At 76.4% G+C, this 16225-nt stretch carries 15 protein-coding genes; 10 read left to right on the forward strand and 5 right to left on the reverse strand.

Going from position 1 to position 16225, the window contains the following annotated elements; all coding sequences use genetic code 11:
• Positions 1–55: 55 nt before the first annotated feature.
• Both ACF1ED_RS16410 and ACF1ED_RS16415 read right to left on the reverse strand, forming a co-directional pair.
• On the reverse strand, positions 56–1132 hold the full coding sequence (locus ACF1ED_RS16410) for a hypothetical protein (protein WP_391760907.1): 1077 nt from the start codon (positions 1130–1132) through the stop codon (positions 56–58).
• A 56-nt stretch (positions 1133–1188) separates the two neighbouring features.
• Complete coding sequence (locus ACF1ED_RS16415) at positions 1189–1824, reverse strand: nucleoside/nucleotide kinase family protein (protein ID WP_391760909.1); 636 nt, start codon at positions 1822–1824, stop codon at positions 1189–1191.
• 321 nt (positions 1825–2145) lie between these two features.
• Here ACF1ED_RS16415 and ACF1ED_RS16420 point away from each other — a divergent pair, with 321 nt between their 5' ends.
• Together ACF1ED_RS16420 and fusA are read left to right on the forward strand one after the other, a co-directional pair.
• Positions 2146–2607, forward strand: a complete 462-nt coding sequence (locus ACF1ED_RS16420; RefSeq protein WP_391760911.1) for a VOC family protein — start codon at positions 2146–2148, stop codon at positions 2605–2607.
• 290 nt (positions 2608–2897) lie between these two features.
• The gene (gene fusA / locus ACF1ED_RS16425; protein WP_391760913.1) at positions 2898–4931 is read left to right on the forward strand and encodes an elongation factor G; all 2034 of its coding nucleotides are present in this window, start codon (positions 2898–2900) and stop codon (positions 4929–4931) included.
• Here the strand turns inward: fusA and ACF1ED_RS16430 are convergent.
• Positions 4921–5361 carry an ATP-binding protein gene (locus tag ACF1ED_RS16430; protein WP_391760915.1) on the reverse strand — a complete coding sequence of 147 codons (441 nt, stop codon included), beginning with the start codon at positions 5359–5361 and terminating at the stop codon, positions 4921–4923. The two genes, fusA and ACF1ED_RS16430, sit on opposite strands and share 11 nt — an antisense overlap.
• A 148-nt stretch (positions 5362–5509) precedes the next feature.
• Between ACF1ED_RS16430 and ACF1ED_RS16435 the strand changes: the two genes are divergently transcribed.
• The 4 genes from ACF1ED_RS16435 to ACF1ED_RS16450 all read left to right on the forward strand — a co-directional run bounded on the left by ACF1ED_RS16435 (position 5510) and on the right by ACF1ED_RS16450 (position 7870).
• Complete coding sequence (locus tag ACF1ED_RS16435; protein WP_391760917.1) at positions 5510–6343, forward strand: Scr1 family TA system antitoxin-like transcriptional regulator; 834 nt, start codon at positions 5510–5512, stop codon at positions 6341–6343.
• Positions 6340–6579 (forward strand): DUF397 domain-containing protein, encoded by a 240-nt coding sequence (locus tag ACF1ED_RS16440; protein WP_391760919.1) that lies wholly within the window; start codon positions 6340–6342, stop codon positions 6577–6579. Before ACF1ED_RS16435 ends, ACF1ED_RS16440 begins: the two co-directional genes overlap by 4 nt.
• Before the next feature lie 66 nt (positions 6580–6645).
• The gene (locus ACF1ED_RS16445; protein WP_391760921.1) at positions 6646–7434 is read left to right on the forward strand and encodes an SDR family NAD(P)-dependent oxidoreductase; all 789 of its coding nucleotides are present in this window, start codon (positions 6646–6648) and stop codon (positions 7432–7434) included.
• A gap of 67 nt (positions 7435–7501) precedes the next feature.
• Positions 7502–7870, forward strand: coding sequence for a hypothetical protein (locus tag ACF1ED_RS16450; protein ID WP_391760923.1), 369 nt, complete (start codon positions 7502–7504; stop codon positions 7868–7870).
• A 46-nt stretch (positions 7871–7916) separates the two neighbouring features.
• On the opposite strand, the gene ACF1ED_RS16455 is transcribed toward ACF1ED_RS16450, so the two are convergent.
• Positions 7917–8687, reverse strand: a complete 771-nt coding sequence (locus tag ACF1ED_RS16455) for a hypothetical protein (RefSeq protein ID WP_391760925.1) — start codon at positions 8685–8687, stop codon at positions 7917–7919.
• Positions 8688–8796: 109 nt separating this feature from the next.
• A complete protein-coding gene (locus tag ACF1ED_RS16460; RefSeq protein ID WP_391760927.1) occupies positions 8797–9456 on the reverse strand; it encodes a DsbA family protein in 660 nt (219 codons plus the stop codon).
• 88 nt (positions 9457–9544) lie between these two features.
• On the opposite strand from ACF1ED_RS16460, the gene ACF1ED_RS16465 reads away from it, so the two are divergent.
• From ACF1ED_RS16465 to ACF1ED_RS16480, 4 genes are all read left to right on the forward strand, one after another.
• The gene (locus ACF1ED_RS16465) at positions 9545–10069 is read left to right on the forward strand and encodes a GNAT family N-acetyltransferase (protein ID WP_391760929.1); all 525 of its coding nucleotides are present in this window, start codon (positions 9545–9547) and stop codon (positions 10067–10069) included.
• A gap of 231 nt (positions 10070–10300) precedes the next feature.
• Positions 10301–12511, forward strand: a complete 2211-nt coding sequence (locus ACF1ED_RS16470) for a hypothetical protein (protein WP_391760931.1) — start codon at positions 10301–10303, stop codon at positions 12509–12511.
• A gap of 1 nt (position 12512) precedes the next feature.
• The gene (locus tag ACF1ED_RS16475; RefSeq protein WP_391760933.1) at positions 12513–13763 is read left to right on the forward strand and encodes a hypothetical protein; all 1251 of its coding nucleotides are present in this window, start codon (positions 12513–12515) and stop codon (positions 13761–13763) included.
• Complete coding sequence (locus ACF1ED_RS16480) at positions 13760–16225, forward strand: GTPase-associated protein 1-related protein (protein ID WP_391760935.1); 2466 nt, start codon at positions 13760–13762, stop codon at positions 16223–16225. The genes ACF1ED_RS16475 and ACF1ED_RS16480 overlap by 4 nt, the downstream gene beginning before the upstream one ends.

The following is a 16225-nucleotide window of genomic DNA, read 5'->3' on the forward strand; positions in this document are numbered from 1 at the left end:
CGCCACCCTACTCACCGGCCGGAAGGCGCTCCACGGACGGGAGACCGGGCGTCCGTCAGTCCCCGCCGCCCCCGCCGCCGCCGTCGCCTCCTCCGCCGCCGTCCCCGCCGCCGTCGCCGCCGGAGTCGCCGCCCGCGCCGCCGTCGGAGCCCCAGCCGTCGCCGCCGCCGGACTCGTTGTCGGCGCCGGAGAAGCCGAGGTTGCTGAACCAGGGGCGGGCCCAGTCGGTGTCCAGGGCGGCGGGTTCGAAGCCCTCCCGGGGACGCCACTGGGCGGGGAAGCGGGCCAGGCCCGTGGTGTCGCCGAGGCCGAAGGCGGTGGCGAAGGCGTGGGCCATGACGGCGTCGAGCGGGTCGACGGTCTCCAGGGCGACGGGGGCCAGCGGCAGCAGGAGCTCGTCGGCGCCCGGCGCCCGGCGGCGCGGCGGGCGGGCCAGGAGGGCGACCCTGCGGCCGTCGCGGAGCAGCCAGGAACTGGTGGCGCCGTGCCGGCGCAGCTCCCACCGGCTGCCGGGGAGCTCCGCCTCGACCGCGCTCTTGGACCTGCGCAGTTTCCGGTGCGTCAGCCGGAGGGCCGCCGCGTCCCCGCCGAGGGTGAGGGTGAGCCCCCGGGACGGGTCGGGCTCGTCGGGGTGGAAGCCGTACGGCGCCCGTATCCGGACGGCGGGCGCGCCCGGGCCCCAGGCGTCGACCCGGACCAGGCGCCGGTCCACGGCGACGGCGACGTCCCCGGCGGGGCCGGGCGCGGTGCGGCGGGCCAGCCACAGCGGCACGTCCTCGGCAGCGGCCCGGCGCCGCAGCTCCTCGACCCGCGCGGGGCCGCCGCTCAGCCGTACCGCCAGCTCGCCCAGCTGCCGGGCGAAGTCGGCGGCGCGCCGGACCTTGACCGGGGTGCTGGTGCCGGAGGCGCGGACGACGGGGACGACGCCCGGCCCCTCCTCCAGCCGGTCCAGCGGCCGCTCGGACCCGCCGCCGCCGAGCCACCGCCCGCGCAGGTACGCCTCCGCGGTCGCGGCCAGGTTCAGCTCGGCGAGCGGGGTGGACCGGCCGCCCCGCCGCAGCTCCCGCTCCGTCAGCCGCACCGTCCGGGCCAGCGGGTTCCACGACTGTTCGTCGTACAGGACCTCGCTCACGTCTCCCCCTGTCGTCCTCGCGGCCATGACGACCGCGCCTCGTGGTGACCGACCGGTCAGCCCATGTTCACCACGCGGTCGGCGCGGTCGCGGTTGCGGGCGATCAGCCGGGCGTTGGCCTCGTCGGAGCGGGACACCCACGCCTCGGCGTCGGGGCGGGCACGGCCGAAGGCGACGTGCCGGGCGACCAGGCGGGGGACGCGGAGGCGGTCGGGGAGGTCGAGGTACCAGACCTCGTCGAGGAGCGGGCGGACCGCCGCCCAGGCGCCGGAGTCGTGGAGGAGGTAGTTGCCCTCGGTGACGACGAGCGGGGTCCCGGGCGGGACGGGGACCGAGCCGGCGACCGGCTCCTCCAGGGCGCGGTCGAAGGCGGGGGCGTAGACGACGGTGCCGGGTTCGGCGGCGCGGAGGCGGGCGAGGAGGGCCGCGTATCCGGCGGCGTCGAAGGTGTCGGGCGCGCCCTTGCGGTCCGCCCGGCCGAGCCGGTCCAGCTCGGCGCCGGCCAGGTGGAAGCCGTCCATCGGCACCAGGACGGCCAGTCCGTCGAGCCGCTCGACGAGGCGCGCGGCGAGCGTGGACTTCCCGGCCCCGGGCGGCCCGGCGAGCCCCAGGAGCCGCCGCCGGCCGGAGAGGGCGAGCTCCCGCGCGCGGCCGGCCAGGTCCTCGAACCCCTGTGCGTCCATGCGGGGCATTGTCCCACTGGGCCGGGCAGGACAGGACAGGCCGGGCAGGACAGGGCAGGCCGGGCCGGGCAGGCCGGGCCGGGCAGGCCGGGCCGGGCAGGCCGGGCCGGGCAGGCCGGGCCGGGCAGGCCGGGGCGAGCAGGGCGGGGCAGGACCGAGCAGGCCGGGCAGGGCCGGGCCGAGCTGGGCCGGCCGGCCCGGTGGCCTCGCCCCTCGCGCCACCCCTCCCCCGACCCTCGTACCGACCCTCGCCGTGTCGAGGGTCGGTACGCCGCCGACGCGGGTCCACGCGGGTGGGTTCCCGTCCTTTGCGCGTATTACGTTGGGGTTATGCCGTCCATCGCACTCGTCACGCTCGTCGTCCATGACTACGACGAGGCCATCGCCTTCTACACCGACGCCCTCGGCTTCGCCCTCGTCGAGGACACCGACCGGGGCAACGGCACCCGCTGGGTCGTCGTCCGGCCGCGGGGCTCCGGCGGCGTCGGCGGGCTCGGGAACGCCGGTCTGCTGCTCGCCCGCCCCAAGAACGAGGAGGAGGCGGCAGCCGTCGGCAACCAGACCGGCGGCCGGGTCGGCTTCTTCCTCCACACCGAGGACTTCGCCCGCGACCACGCGCGGATGACGGCCGCCGGAGTGAAGTTCCTGGAGGAGCCGCGGCACGAGCCGTACGGCTCCGTCGCCGTCTTCGAGGACCTGTACGGCAACCGCTGGGACCTCCTCCAGCCGGCCGGGACCATCGCGGGGACCCCCGCGGACGACACGGCGGACGGCGCCGCGGACGCCGCCTGAAATTCGCTGTCGGCCGGACGGGGCGGCTCCCTAGACTCGCGGCACCGCGCACCACCCGGTGTGCGGTGCCGTTTCCGTGCCCGACCGAACCGAGGGGAGCCGACCGTGCGTCATCCGTACGCCGCCGTCGCCGTCTCCCCCCGCGCCCGCCGCCGGTACGACGTGATCCTCGCCTCTCCCTCCTGCCGGTGACGGCTGCGCGCCCGTCACCGCAGGCCCGCTGACGCACGTCCGCGTCCGGGAATCGCGCTGCCCCGTTCCTCCGGTACAGCAGCGAAAGGCACGACACCGTGCGCGTCTCCCAGAACCCCCGCGTCCGCAACCTCGGCATCCTCGCCCACGTCGACGCGGGCAAGACCACCGTCACCGAGCGGATCCTGTTCCTGACCGGCGCCGTCCACAAGCGGGGCGAGGTCCACGACGGCACCACCGTCACCGACTTCGACCCGCAGGAGCGGGAGCGGGGCATCACCATCTCCGCCGCCGCCGTCAGCTGCTCGTGGGCGGACCACCGGATCGCCCTGATCGACACGCCCGGCCACGTCGACTTCTCCGACGAGGTCGAGCGCGCGCTCCGCGTCCTCGACGGCGCCGTGGCCGTCTTCGACGCGGTCGCGGGCGTCGAGCCGCAGAGCGAGACCGTGTGGCGGCAGGCCGACCGGCACGGCGTGCCCCGGATCGCCTTCGTCAACAAGATGGACCGGGCGGGCGCCGACCTCGACGCCACGGTCGCGTCGATCCGCTCCCGGCTCGGCGCCGTCACGCTCCCCGTCCAGCTGCCCGTCGGGCGCGAGGACGGCTTCCGGGGCGTGGTGGACCTGGTCCGGATGCGGGCGTACGTGTGGGACGACGGCGGCGGTCGTGAGGAGACCGGCGTCCCGCCCGGGCTGGGGGACGAGGCGGTACGCCGCCGGCGCGCCCTGGAGGAGGCCGTGGCGGAGCTGCACCCGGAGGCCCTGGAGGAGTTCTGCGCGGACGGGAAGCTGTCCGACGGAACGCTCGAACGGGCCCTGCGGGCCCTCACGCTGGCCGGTGCGGCCGTCGTGGTGCTGTGCGGCTCGGCGTACCGCGACCGGGGGGTGGAACCGCTCCTGGACGCGATCGTCGCCTATCTGCCCGCCCCCGCCGACCGGCCCCCGGTCGGCGGCGGGGAGCGGGCGGCCGACCCGCGGGCGCCGCTCGTCGCGCTCGCCTTCAAGGTGAACGCGACGCCGACCGGCCGCATGACGTACGTCCGCGTCTACGCGGGCACGCTCGGGAAGGGGGACACCGTGCTCGACACCGCGACCGGACGCACGGAGCGGATCTCACGTGTGCTGCGCGTGCAGGCCGACCGCACGGCCGAGGTGCCCGCCGCCGTCGCCGGTGACATCGTCGCCGTCGTCGGGCCGAAGACCGTCCGCGCCGGAGCCACCCTGTGCGTCCCGGGCGCGCCGGTCGTCCTCGAACCGTCCGTGACCGCCGCCCCGGTGGTCTCGGTGGCGGTCGAGGCGCGCCGGAGCACCGACACCGGCCGGCTGGCGGCCGGGCTCGCCCGGCTCGCCGAGGAGGACCCGTCGCTGGTGGTGCGGACCGACCCGGAGACGGGCCAGACCGTGCTGTCGGGCCTCGGCGAGCTGCACCTGGAGGTCGCCGTGGAGCGGCTGCGGCGCGACCGGGACCTTGAGGTCACGGTGGGGCGCCCGCAGGTCGCGTACCGCGAGACGGTGGTGAAGGGCGTCACCGGACTGCTCCACCGGCACGTCAAACAGGACGGCGGCGCGGGCCAGTTCGCCCATGTCGTCCTCGACGTCGAACCGCTCGGAGGGCTCGAAGGGATCGATGGGCTCGGAGCAGAGGAGGAGTTCGCGTTCGCCTCGGCGGTGACGGGCGGGCGGGTGCCGCAGGAGTACGTCCGGGCGGTCGAGGCCGGCTGCCGGGACGCGCTCGCCGACGGCCCGCTGGGCGGGCACCCGGTGACGGGCGTCCGGGTCACGCTCACGGACGGCGCCACGCATCCGAAGGACTCCTCGGAGCTCGCCTTCCGCACGGCGGGCCGCAACGCCCTGCGCGAGGCGCTGCGCGCGAGCGTGCTGACGCTCCTGGAGCCGGTGGCCGAGGTGACGGTCACCGTCCCGGCGGAGTCCGTCGGCACGGTCCTCGGCGACCTCGCGGCCCGCCGGGGCCGGGTCACGGACTCGCAGGTCAGGGGCGGCACGTCGGTGGTGACGGCGACGGTCCCGCTGGCCGAGCTCTTCGGCTACGCGACCCGCCTCCGCAGCCGCACCCAGGGCCGGGGCACCTTCACCACCCGTCCGGCCGGCTACGAGGCCCTCACGGCCTGAGGTCCAGCTCGGCCCGTACCGTCTTCCCGACCGGTACGCGGTCGAGCACCTCCCACCGCGTCGCCAGCGCCCCGACGACCAGCAGGCCCCGCCCGCCCTCGTCCAGCGGCCCCGGCGACGCGGCGGGCACGGGCCGGCACTCGCCCCGGGTGTCGGTGACGTCGATCCGCAGGTGCAGCCCGGGCGCGTACAGGAGCCCCAGCTCGCAGTCGCGCCCGGGCACCCGCCCGTGCGTCACGGCGTTGGCGGCGAGCTCGGCGGCGATCAGCGCGGCGGTGTCGGCCAGCGGGGAGTCGTACGGGACGCCCCACTGGTGCAGTTGGTGGAGCGCCAGTCTGCGGGCGAGGCGGGCACCGCGCGGCGTGGAACTGAAACGCTGTGCGAACAGATGCACGGTCACGGGTCGTTTGCGCGTCAGCGGGGTCGTCATGTGGCCAATTTCGCCTGGCTCATGGCGAGTTACCAGCTACCCGACTCGTACGCTGCGCTTGTACCAGTCCACTCGCTGGACTGTACCGGTCACTATCAGTGACGCTGATCCCGTTCAGTGCGAGCACACGGGTGTGGGAGGTGGCGTGGTGGCCGACGAGATCCCCAAGGGAAGCGAGCCCGAAGCGTCGGAAAGTTTGAAGACTTTCGGTGAGGTGGTCAAGGCCTTTCGCAGACGGGCCGGCCTGACGCAGGAACAGTTCGCGCCACTGGTGGGCTACTCGGTCCCGATGATCGCCTCGATCGAACAGGGGCGCCGCCTGCCGTCGAAGGAGTTCGTGGACCGCGCGGAGGAGAAGCTGGACGCGTTCGGGGTGATCCGGGCGGCGGCGAAGCACCTGACGCGGAAGGCGGGGCTCGCGAAGTGGCTCGAGGAGTGGGCGGACCTGGAGCCGCTGGCGGTGACGCTGTACACGTTCGAGACCCGAATGGTGCCGGGTCTGCTCCAGACACCCGCGTACGCCCGGACGCTCTTCGAGAAGCAGATCCCGGCGATGAGTGACGACAAGATCGAGTCGAACCTGGTCACCCGCATGGAACGGGCGAGCATCCTCACGGACCGCCCGGAAACGATCTACAGCTTCATCATCGAGGAACACGCCCTGCGCCGCCAAGTGGCCGACGCGGAGGTCATGCGTGGGCAGATCGACCATATCCTCGACCTTGGCGAACGCCGCAACATCGACATTCAGATCATGCCGCAGGCACGCGGTTATCACGCTGGCCTCGGAGGCCCCTTGTGTCTCCTGGAGACCGAGGAGAACGTCTGGTACGCGTACTGCGAAGGCCAAGGAACTGGCCAGCTCAGCTCCGACGCCAAAGAGGTCAGCATGCTCCAGCAGCGGTATGCCAGGATGCGGACACAGGCTCTGTCTGTCGAGGCATCCGTGGGCCTGTTGCGGGAGATCCGAGGAGCACTATGAGCACGACTGAACTGGCCTGGTTCAAGAGCAGCTACAGCAGCGGCAGCGGCGACGACTGCGTCGAGGTCGCCCTCTCCTGGCACAAGTCCAGCTACAGCAGTGGCGACGGCGACAACTGTGTCGAGGTCGCCGCCTGCCCCTCCACCGTCCACGTCCGTGACTCCAAGGTTCCGGACGGGCCGCAGTTCGCCGTGGCGTCCGCCGCCTGGACGGAGTTCGTCGCCCGGCTCGTCTGACCGCCGCGCCCCTCACGGAACCCGGTGCCCCGGCGCCGGGTTCCGCCGTGTGCCAGGATGCATGGCATGCACACCGATCCCGCCGCCACGTACCTCTCCGGCCTCTTCTCCCTCGAAGGCCGCACCGCGCTCGTCACCGGGGGCAGCTCCGGAATCGGGCGGGCGATCGCCGGGGCGCTGGCCCGGGCGGGGGCGAGCGTGGTGGTGCTGGCGCGCGGGGAGGCGGAGCTGGTCGCGACCGTCGAGGAGCTGACGGCCGACGGGTGCCGGGCGGCCTGGGTGAGCGCGGACCTGAGCACCCGGGTGGGGATCCGGGCGGGCGCGGAGGAGGCGGCCGGGATCTTCGGCGAGCCGGACGTCCTGGTCAACTGCGCCGGGATCAACCTCCGCCCGCCCTTCGGCGAGCTGGGCGAGGACGTGTGGGACACGACGATGACCGTGAACCTGGAGGCGCCGTTCCTCCTCGGGCAGCGGTTCGGGCCGGGGATGGCCGAGCGGGGCTACGGGCGGATCATCCACGTCACCTCCCAGCAGGCGCACCGCGCGTTCGTGCAGAGCGGGGCGTACGGCGTGTCCAAGGGCGCGCTGGAGTCGCTGGCCCGCTCGCAGGCCGAGGCGTGGTCCGCGTACGGCGTCACCGCCAACACCCTGGTGCCCGGCTTCGTGATGACCCCGCTGAACCGGCGGCTCTCCTCCGACCCGGAGAAGGTCGCCGCGCTGGCGGCCCGGACGATGACGGGCCGCAACGGCCTCCCCGGCGACTTCGCCGGCGCGGCCGTCTTCCTGGCGAGTCCCGCCTCCGCCTATGTGACGGGCCACTCCCTCTTCGTGGACGGCGGATTCTCCGTCCACTAGTCCGCCGGGACCGTGCGCGGCATACGCTGACCGGGGCCACGAGCGAGGCCGGACGAGGGGGCACGCCATGCCGTACGAGACCGGTGCGAAGGTGCGACTGACCAGGGACGTGCGGGTCACGGGGGAAGGCTCTCCCGGTTCGCTGTCGCCGGCCGAGGGCCTGGAGGGTTTCGTCGAGGGGTCCGCGAAGGGCGCGCCGGCCGGCGGGTTCGGCCAGAGCGCGATCGCGGAGGCCGAACGGCTCGCCCGGGGCAGTCAGCTGACGGGGTTCTCCGCCGCGCTGATGGATCAGGTCCGTCAGCAGGTCACCCGGCACGCGGCGGCGTACGACGCCGGGGCGGGGGCGGGGGCCGCGGGCCGGGTCAGGTACAAGGTGCGGTTCGTCAACGGGTTCGTCCTCGAAGGTCTCGACGAGGACGTGCTGACCCGGGCCTGACCGCCCGTCACCGTCAACGCCGCCGCTCTGCCCCGGCCCGGCCTCCTCAGGCCGGGTAGGCGATCGAGCCCAGCGGCGGGCAGGGCAGCGGCACGGCGCCGGCGCCCGGGCGTTCGACGAAGGCCCGGGCCTCGGCGGCCCGCTGCCGCCGGGAGTCCAGCGCGTCGGCGTCCCAGGCGTCGCGCCGGGCGCGCGCGGGGTCCCGGGGGCCGTCGATGAGATCGAGGGCGGTGTTGCCGGCGCTGCGCTGGAACTGGGCCCTGAGGGCGGCCTGTTGGAGCGCGGTCCGGGTGACGGACAGGTCGAGGCGGGTGACCAGGACACCGGGGGCGTGCGGCGCGCGGGTCGGCATGGGGGCCTGCGGGAGGGGCGACACCCCGGTGTCGAGGCGGCCGATGTCGTCGACGCCCGCGTCCTGCGCCTCCCGCGTCATGGTCTCCATCTCCCGGTGCAGCCAGAAGACTTCGTCGAGGTCTCCCTCCGTGATCCGCATGCGCTGGTAGAGGGCCTGGAAGCGGGGATCGGGGTGCAGCGGGCGCAGCGGGGCGGAGTGGAGCATCACGCAGTCGTTGAAGCCGTACGCCACCGCGGCGTCGAGCCGGAGGACCGCCTGGTCCGCCCGCCCGTGCGCGAGGTCCAGGACGCCGAGGCACGTGTGGCCCGCGGCGACGAGCCACGCCCCGTCGGGCCCCAGCGCCGTGCCGCGCGCGACGACGTCCTGGAGGCCCGCGGCCCCCGCCGGGGACGGGCCTTCGGTGAGCATCGCCACCAGCAGGTCGTGCGCGCGGGCGGCCAGCGAGCGGACGGTGTCGGCCATGGATCTCCTCGGACCTCGGCGGTGAAGAGCGGCGGGACGCCGGGACTCCGGCGCCCCGTGGACAGGACGGGCGGGCGGGACGGGCGGTTGCGGCCCGGACACGGCCGCGTCAAGCGAAGGAGAGGCTTCCGGTCCGCTCGCGCTTCAGCTCGAAGAAGCGGGGCTGGCGGGCCAGGACCCGGACCGCGTCGAAGAGCTCCGCGGCCTCCTCGCCGCGCGGGATCGCGTCGAGGACGGGGCCGAAGAACGGGGTGCCGTCGAGGTGGAGGGTGGGCGTGCCGACGTAGCGGCCCGAGGCGGGGTCCGCACCGGCGTCGTGCCGGCGCCGCAGGGCCTCGTCGTACGCGTCGTCGTGCGCGGCCCCGGCCAGCCCGGCGGGCAGTCCCAGCTCCTCCAGCGCCTCGGCGACCACCCGGTCGAAGTCCTTGTCCCCGCGCTGGTGGATGCGGGTGCCGTAAGCGGTGTAGAGCTCGCGCAGGACCTCGTCGCCGTGCCGTTCGGCGGCGGCCACGGCGACCCGCACGGGGCCGATCGACCGGTCCACCAGTTCCCGGTACCAGCCGGGCAGTTCGTTGCCCTCGTTGTGCAGGTACAGGCTCATCACGTGGAACCGGAGGTCGAGGTCGCGGAGCCGTTCCGCCTCCAGGATCCAGCGGGAGGTGATCCAGGCGAAGGGGCAGGCGGGGTCGAACCAGAAGTCGACCCGGGTGCGGGTGGGTTCGGCGGCGGGGCCGGTGGCGCGGGGGCGCGGGGCGTGGTCGATCGTCATGGCGCCAGCCTGCCGGGCGGGCGGCCCGGGGGCATGGGCAACTCGGGGTCCGTCTTCCTGGGCCAATCCGGTGTGCTTCGATGCCCCGGTGACGAACGAGAACGCGCGCCCCGCCGTCCGGCGGCGGGCCGGGGACGACCTGGACGCCTGCGTGCGGCTCCTGCGGGAGGTCCACGAGCACGACGGCTATCCGGCGAACTGGCCCGAGCGGCCGGCCGCCTGGCTCACGCCCCCGGCCTTCCTCGGCGCGTGGGTGGCGGAGCTGGACGGGCGGATCGTCGGACACGCGGGCCTGGCGGGGGCGCGCCCGGACGACGGCGCACCCGGCGCGTGGAGCGCCCGCACGGGGCGGGACGCCGCCGGGGCCGCCGTGGTCAACCGGCTGTACGTGTCCCCGTCGGCACGCGGCCGCGGCCTCGGCGCGCTGCTGCTGGCGGAGGCCGTCGCGGCGGCCCGGGACCGGGATCTGCACGCCGTGCTGGACGTGGCCGCCCACGACACCTCGGCGGCGGCGCTGTACGAGCGGCTCGGCTGGCAACTGCTCGCCACGGTCGAACAGGACTGGGGTCCGCACGGCCGGGTGCCCGTCCACTGCTACGCGAGCCCGGACTGACGGGCCCTCGCCTCCCTTCTCGCCTTCCCGGCGTCCCCTCCCCTCTCGCCTCCCCTCCCCTCTCGCCTCTCCGGCGTCCCCTCCCCCTCGCTCCCCCTCACCCCTCCCCCTCGCCCACCCTCCGCACCCGCCCCGGCACCCTGGGTGATCTCCGTAAAGGGCCTGCGCGCGGCGGTTTCTTCTGCTGGGATGTATCCCTGCTGGAGACGCCACGAGCACGAAGGACGGGGGATGCGACGGGGCTTCGGTGAACGACTCGGCCTGCCCGGCGCCCTCGGACCCTTACCCCTCGCCCCGCTCGCGCGCGAGTACAAGGAACTGATGGAGAGTCAGCTGACTGCGGGGTTACGCTACGCGGGCGAGGCTCTGACGGATCCTCAGGAAGCCGCCTCCGGAGACGCGTTCGTCTCCGTCCTGGACGGCGTCACCCTGTGCACCCCGCGCCGGCGGCGCCTCGTCGACGAGGCCGCCCTGCTCTCGCTCGCCGACGCGCGGCCCGCGCACGCACCGGTGCTGCGCCTCCTCGCCGGGATCCGGCGGCACGACCCGGCACTGCTCCGCCGGGTCCTCCTCTACCAGCTCCTCCCCCTCCTCCGGCAGGGCGCCACCGGCCTCGGACTCGACCCCGCCGAACTCGGCCTCCTCGCCAAGGCCGCGCGGACGCTCCCGGTCCTCGACGACCACCGGCGGACCGCCGCCGAGGCACTGGCCCCGCTCTGGTCACGGCGCCGGCTGCGGGCCTGCGCCCACGCCCTCGCCGCCCTGGGGCCGGACGTCCTGCGCGCCGACCCCCGGCTCGCCGACCTCGACGCCCGGCTGCGCCGCGTCCTGGACGACTGCGACCGGACCCTCGCCTCGGCGGCGGCGGCGGCCGGCACCGACCCCGCCCGCGCCGAGGCCGGCTACCTACGGGTCCTGTCCGCCGCCTCCGACGACGACGAGGCCGTGCGGGGCCTGATCCGGCTCGGCACCCCGCCCGCCGGCACCGACGCCCCGCTGGCCGCCCGGCCCGCCGACGGCGGCCGGGTGGCCCTCTCCTGGCCCGGCAGGACCGGCGTCCACTGGCGCGTCCTGCGCGACGGCCCCGGCCGCCCCGGCCCGGTGCCCGGCGCCACCGGGACCGCGTCCACCGCGACCGACACCGACCCGCCGGTCGGGCTCCGGGTGCGGTACGCCGCCTTCCCCGTACGGGACGGGCGGCCGACCGGCGTCCCGCTCGTGTCGCACCCGCTGCTGGTGGCGCCCGACGCCGAGGAACCCGCCCTGGACGACGGGCCCGGCCGGATCGCCGTCCGGTGGCGGCGGCCCCGTACCGCCACCGCCACCGTCCTCACCCTGACCGGCCCCGGCACCGGGCCCGGCGCCGCGTCGCTCCACCACACCGCCGACCACGCCGGGACGCACGTCTTCACCGGCCTCGAACCCGGCGCCTACACCCTCCTGCTGACGGCACGTCACCCCTCCCCCGACGGCGGGACGGTGGACTCGCCGGGCGTCCGGCTCACCGGCACCGTCCACGCCTGGCCCCGCCCGCTCACCGCGCTCACCGCCGAACCCGGCCCCGAGGACGGCGTGCGGTTCACCGGACGCGGCGGCGAGGGCTCCGAAGTGCGGCTCGTGACCTGGCCCGAGGGGACGGCCCCCGCCCCCGGCACCGAACTGCGCACCGCCGAACTGCCCGCCCCGCTGCCCTGGGCCCGCTACGGCGACCCCGGCCGCACCACGCCCCACGAGGCCTTCGCCGGCCTCGTCAGCGCCGTCACCGTGCTCGGCGAGCGGGCCCTCGCCGGTCCCGGCGTCCGCCTCGACGTGCCGGGCCCGGTCGGCGCGCCCCGGGCCGTGCGCGAGGCCGGCGGACAGGTGCGGCTGCTCTTCGACTGGCCGGCCGGCGCGGGCGCCGTGCACGCCGCCTGGGACGGCGGCGAGCTGCGGACCAGCCGCAGCCGCTACGTCCGCGAGGGCCTGAGGCTCCCCCTCGGCCCCGGCCCCCGGCACGTCACGCTCCGGCCCCTCGCCCCCGGGTCGCGGCCCGCCGACGGCACGGCCGCGACCGTCGTCGGCGTCCCCCGCGCCCCCGTCGGCGTGGACGTGCCCCCGGAGGCCGTCGTGCGCTACCGGCTGCTCACCCGGCGGCGCGGACTCGGCCGGCGGGCGCCGTACGCCGTGGAGGTCGGCGCGCACGGACACGACCCGGCCGTACCGCTGCCCGACCTCGTCCTCGTCCACCGGGACTCCGTGCGGCCCCGGCACCCCGAGGACGGCACCGTCCTGCTCAGGATCGACGGCGCGGCGCTCGCCGCCGCCCCGCTCCAGACCCGCGAACTCCCCCCGGCCCCCGACCTGTCCCGCCCGCCGTACGCGCTCCGCGCGTTCCTGCTGGGCGACGCGGCCGGAGCCGTACGCCTCGAAGAACCCGCCCTCACGACCCTGGTGGTGCGCTGACATGACGACGGTGATCTGCCCCTACTGCTTTCACCGCACGCAGGCCGCCCGGCTGCCCTACCGCTGCCTGATGGCGCGGACCGGGCTGCGCGGCGGCACCCCCTGCGACCCCGAACGGGACGACCGGTGGGCCGGCTTCACCGGGTCGACCCGCGCCCCCGCCGCGTACATGCGGGGGCCCGTCTTCACCGTGCCCCGCACCCTCGCCGGACTGCGCGGCCCGGGACCGCGCGCCGAATGCCCGCACTGCGGGGTGCCCACCCCCGTCCGGGTCTGCGCCAACTGCCACAGCGACCTGCCCAGCGACTACTGCGAGCAGGACAGCCGGATCATCGCCCTGGTCGGCGCCAAGGCGTCCGGCAAGAGCACCTACGTCTCCGTCCTCGTCAACGAGCTGCGCCACCGGGTCGGACAGGCCTACGGCGCGGCGCTCGCCGCCATGGGCGACGAGAGCCAGCGGCGCGACCGCGAGATGGCCGAGGACCTGTACGACCGCATGCGGCTGCCCGACGCCACCGTCCCCTCGGCGGCCGGCTTCAACGACCCGCTGCTCTACCGGCTCAGCCTGCCCCGCAGGGGCTTCGGCCGGGACGGCAGCCGGCACACCGCGCTGGTCTTCTTCGACGCGGCCGGCGAGGACCTCAAGTCCGCCGAGTCCATGACCCGCTACACCCGCTACCTGGGCGCCGCCGACGGGATCGTGCTGCTCGTCGACCCGCTCCAGCTGGGCGCCGTCCGCGACACCGTCGGCGACCGGGGCGGCCCGATGCCCGCCCGGGACACCCCCGCCCTCCAGATCGCCGCCGAACTCGCCACCCAGCTCCGCTCGCACGGCCGCGGCGGCTCCCGGGGCCGGGTCGACACCCCGCTCGCCGTCGCCGTCACCAAGACGGACACCGTGCGCGGACTGCTCGACCCGCACTCGCCGCTGCACGGCAACGCCCCCCACTCCGGCGGCAGGTTCGACGCCGCCGACCGGCTCGCCGTCCACGAGGAGACCCGCTCGCTCCTGGAGGGCTGGGGCTCCGGATCGCTCTGGCGGCAGCTGGAACGGGACTTCTCCGACGTGTCCCTCTTCGGCGTCTCCGCGCTCGGCGCCCCGCCGCCCGACGAGGCCCCCGCCGACGCGCCCGCCGCCGGACCCCAGCCGATACGCGTCGAGGACCCGCTGCTGTGGCTGCTCGCCCGGCGCGGCCTCGTGCCGGTCGCCAAACCGCCGCGCGAGAACGGCAAGGGGGTGCCGGTCGCGTGAGCCTCCTCCAGATGCACTACACCTCGGCACCGCCGGGACCCGACGGCTCCGGCTTCCGCTTCACCGCCGTCAGCCCCGGCGTGCCCCACGCGGTGCTCCGCGAGGCCGAACAGCTCGTCGGCTACGAACCGCCCCGCGACGCCCCGGCCCGTCCCACCGAGGCCGAACTCGGCCTCTTCCCCGAGATGTTCGGCTTCACCCGGCTGTCGGACGGCAGCGGACTGCTCAGCCGCACCGTCTACACCGGCGCCGACTACAGCGGCCGCTGGGGCAACTTCCACGCCCACGCCGTCCTCGTCCCCGCCGGCGAGACGCTCCCCGGCGACCGGCCCCCGATCGCGCTGTGGGGAGCCGCCGAATGGACGGACCGCACCCCCCAGGGCGGCCCCCCGCCGCCCCTGCCCCGGCTCACCCCCCGGCTCCCGCGCGGCCTCGGACCCGCCCTCGCCGCCTTCGCCGCCGAGGCGGGCCCCCGGCTCGCCGCCGTCCTCGCCGACCTGCGGCGCCTCACCGAGGACCCGCAGGCCCCGCAGGTCGTGCTCGCCGAGGAGGACACCCGGGACGTCGCCCACTGGCTGCTCCTCGCCTGCGCCGCCCTGCCCCGGGACGCCGCCCGGAGCCTCACCTTCACCACCTACACCCGGCGGCCCCAGCACGCCCGCCAGCAGGTCGTCGGCGTCCGCCCCGAGGACGCCCGGTCGGTGACCGGACAGCCGCACCGCTACGCCGTCCACGACCGCGCCGACACCCGCGCCGCACCGCCCGCCACCGGCGACCCGTGGGCGCTGACCGCCGCCGCCGTCTGGGCGGCCGGCGCCGAAGGGCTCTTCGAGCGGGCGCGGGGGCTGCCGGGCGCCGAGCCCTTCGGCACCGGACCGCTCGCCGCGCTCGCGCTCACCAGGGGCGTCCCCGTCCCGGCCGGCGCGGTCGCCCCGGCCGCCGACTGGGCCGCCGCCCACCCCCGCGCCCTGGACGAGGCCGAACTGGAGACCTTCCTGCGGGCCGTCTGCGACGAGGACCGCCCCGGCGCCCTCGCCCCCGACGCCCTCGCCGCCCTGCTCACCGCCTTCCGCGACACCGTCCCGCTCGCCGTCACCGCCCCCGTCACCGCCCGGCTCCTCGCCGCGGCCGTCCGCGACCCCGCCGCCGTCCCGCCGGCCCTGCCCCCGGGCGCGCTCCCGGAGCCGTACCGCGACCGGCTCGCCTCCGGCCTCGGCGAACCCGTCCGGGCCGGCCTCGCCACCCCCGCCACCCCGCACCGGCGCACCGCCGGACTGCTGCGCACCGCGCGGGCCCTGCGCGTCGAACACGACGACCTGCTGCCCGGACTCGCCGAACGGCTCTGCCGGCAGGTCCTGGACCCGGCCGGGACGGACCCCGACGCCGTGCGCGAGGTGCTGGCCGGCTCCGAACCACTGCGGCTGCGCTTCCTCGACCTCCTGGAGACCCGGGCCGCCGGCCACCCGACGGCCGTGGCCGGCGCGCTGCGCACCGTCCGGCCGCCGCTCGACGCCCCCGGGGACCGGCCCCACCTGCGCCTGTGCGCGGCCGCCGCGCCCCCGCCGGCCGGCCCCGCGAACCGGACCCCCGTCCTGCACGAGCTGCTCCGGCGGGCCGGCCTGGACGGCGGCCCCGTCACCCCGCTGACGCTGGGCACCGCGATGGACCTCGTCTGGCCGGACCGCCCCCCGACGGCGGCGGAGGCCTCCGCCCTCCTCCGCCGGGGGGCCGCCGTCCACCAGGCGGCCGGCACCTGGGACCGCCTGGTGAGCGCGGCCGTCGACGCGCCCGCGGACGACACCGACGCCCCGCTCCTCGCCCGGCAGCTGCTCGCCGAGGGCCCCGAGGCCCTCGGCCGGGCCGCCCTCGGCGACCTCAAGCTCCTCTCCCTCGTCCAGGCCCTCCAGCACCCCGACGGCGACCCCACCGTCCCCCACGGGAACCTGGTCCACCGCGTGCAGGCCCTCTCCCACGACGCCCGGCCCGCCGTCCGCAAACGCGCCGAGCACGCCCTGGCACTGCTGCTGCTGCGGCCGACCCGGCCGGCCGGAGAGGTCCGGGCACTCGCCGAGAGCAACGACCCCGGCCTGATCGACGCCTACGACAAGGCCGCCCGCTCCCCCGTCCTGACCGACTTCCTCACCGCCCCGCACCGGCTGGCCGACTGCTACCTCCAGTGGACCTCCCACCAGGGCGTCGGCCCCGTCTGGGAACTGACCCGCCTGGCCCTCCTCGACGAGGTGCTGCGGCCCGTCGTCCGCCGGCTGCCCGAGGAGCGGCTGCGGGCGGCGGCGGACGCCCTCGCCCGCACGGCACCGGCGCGCCGCGCCTCCTTCGAGGAGTGGTGCCGCCCGCCCGGCGGGGTCAAGCAGATCTTCCGCCGCCTCACCGCCCGCAAGCCGGACAGGGCGCCGGAGCCCCGCTGGGGCGACGTCCGGCCGCCCCGCGACGAGAAGAGGTGA

It is taken from the genome of Streptomyces sp. NPDC014656 (assembly GCF_043084305.1).
Lineage (GTDB): Bacteria > Actinomycetota > Actinomycetes > Streptomycetales > Streptomycetaceae > Streptomyces.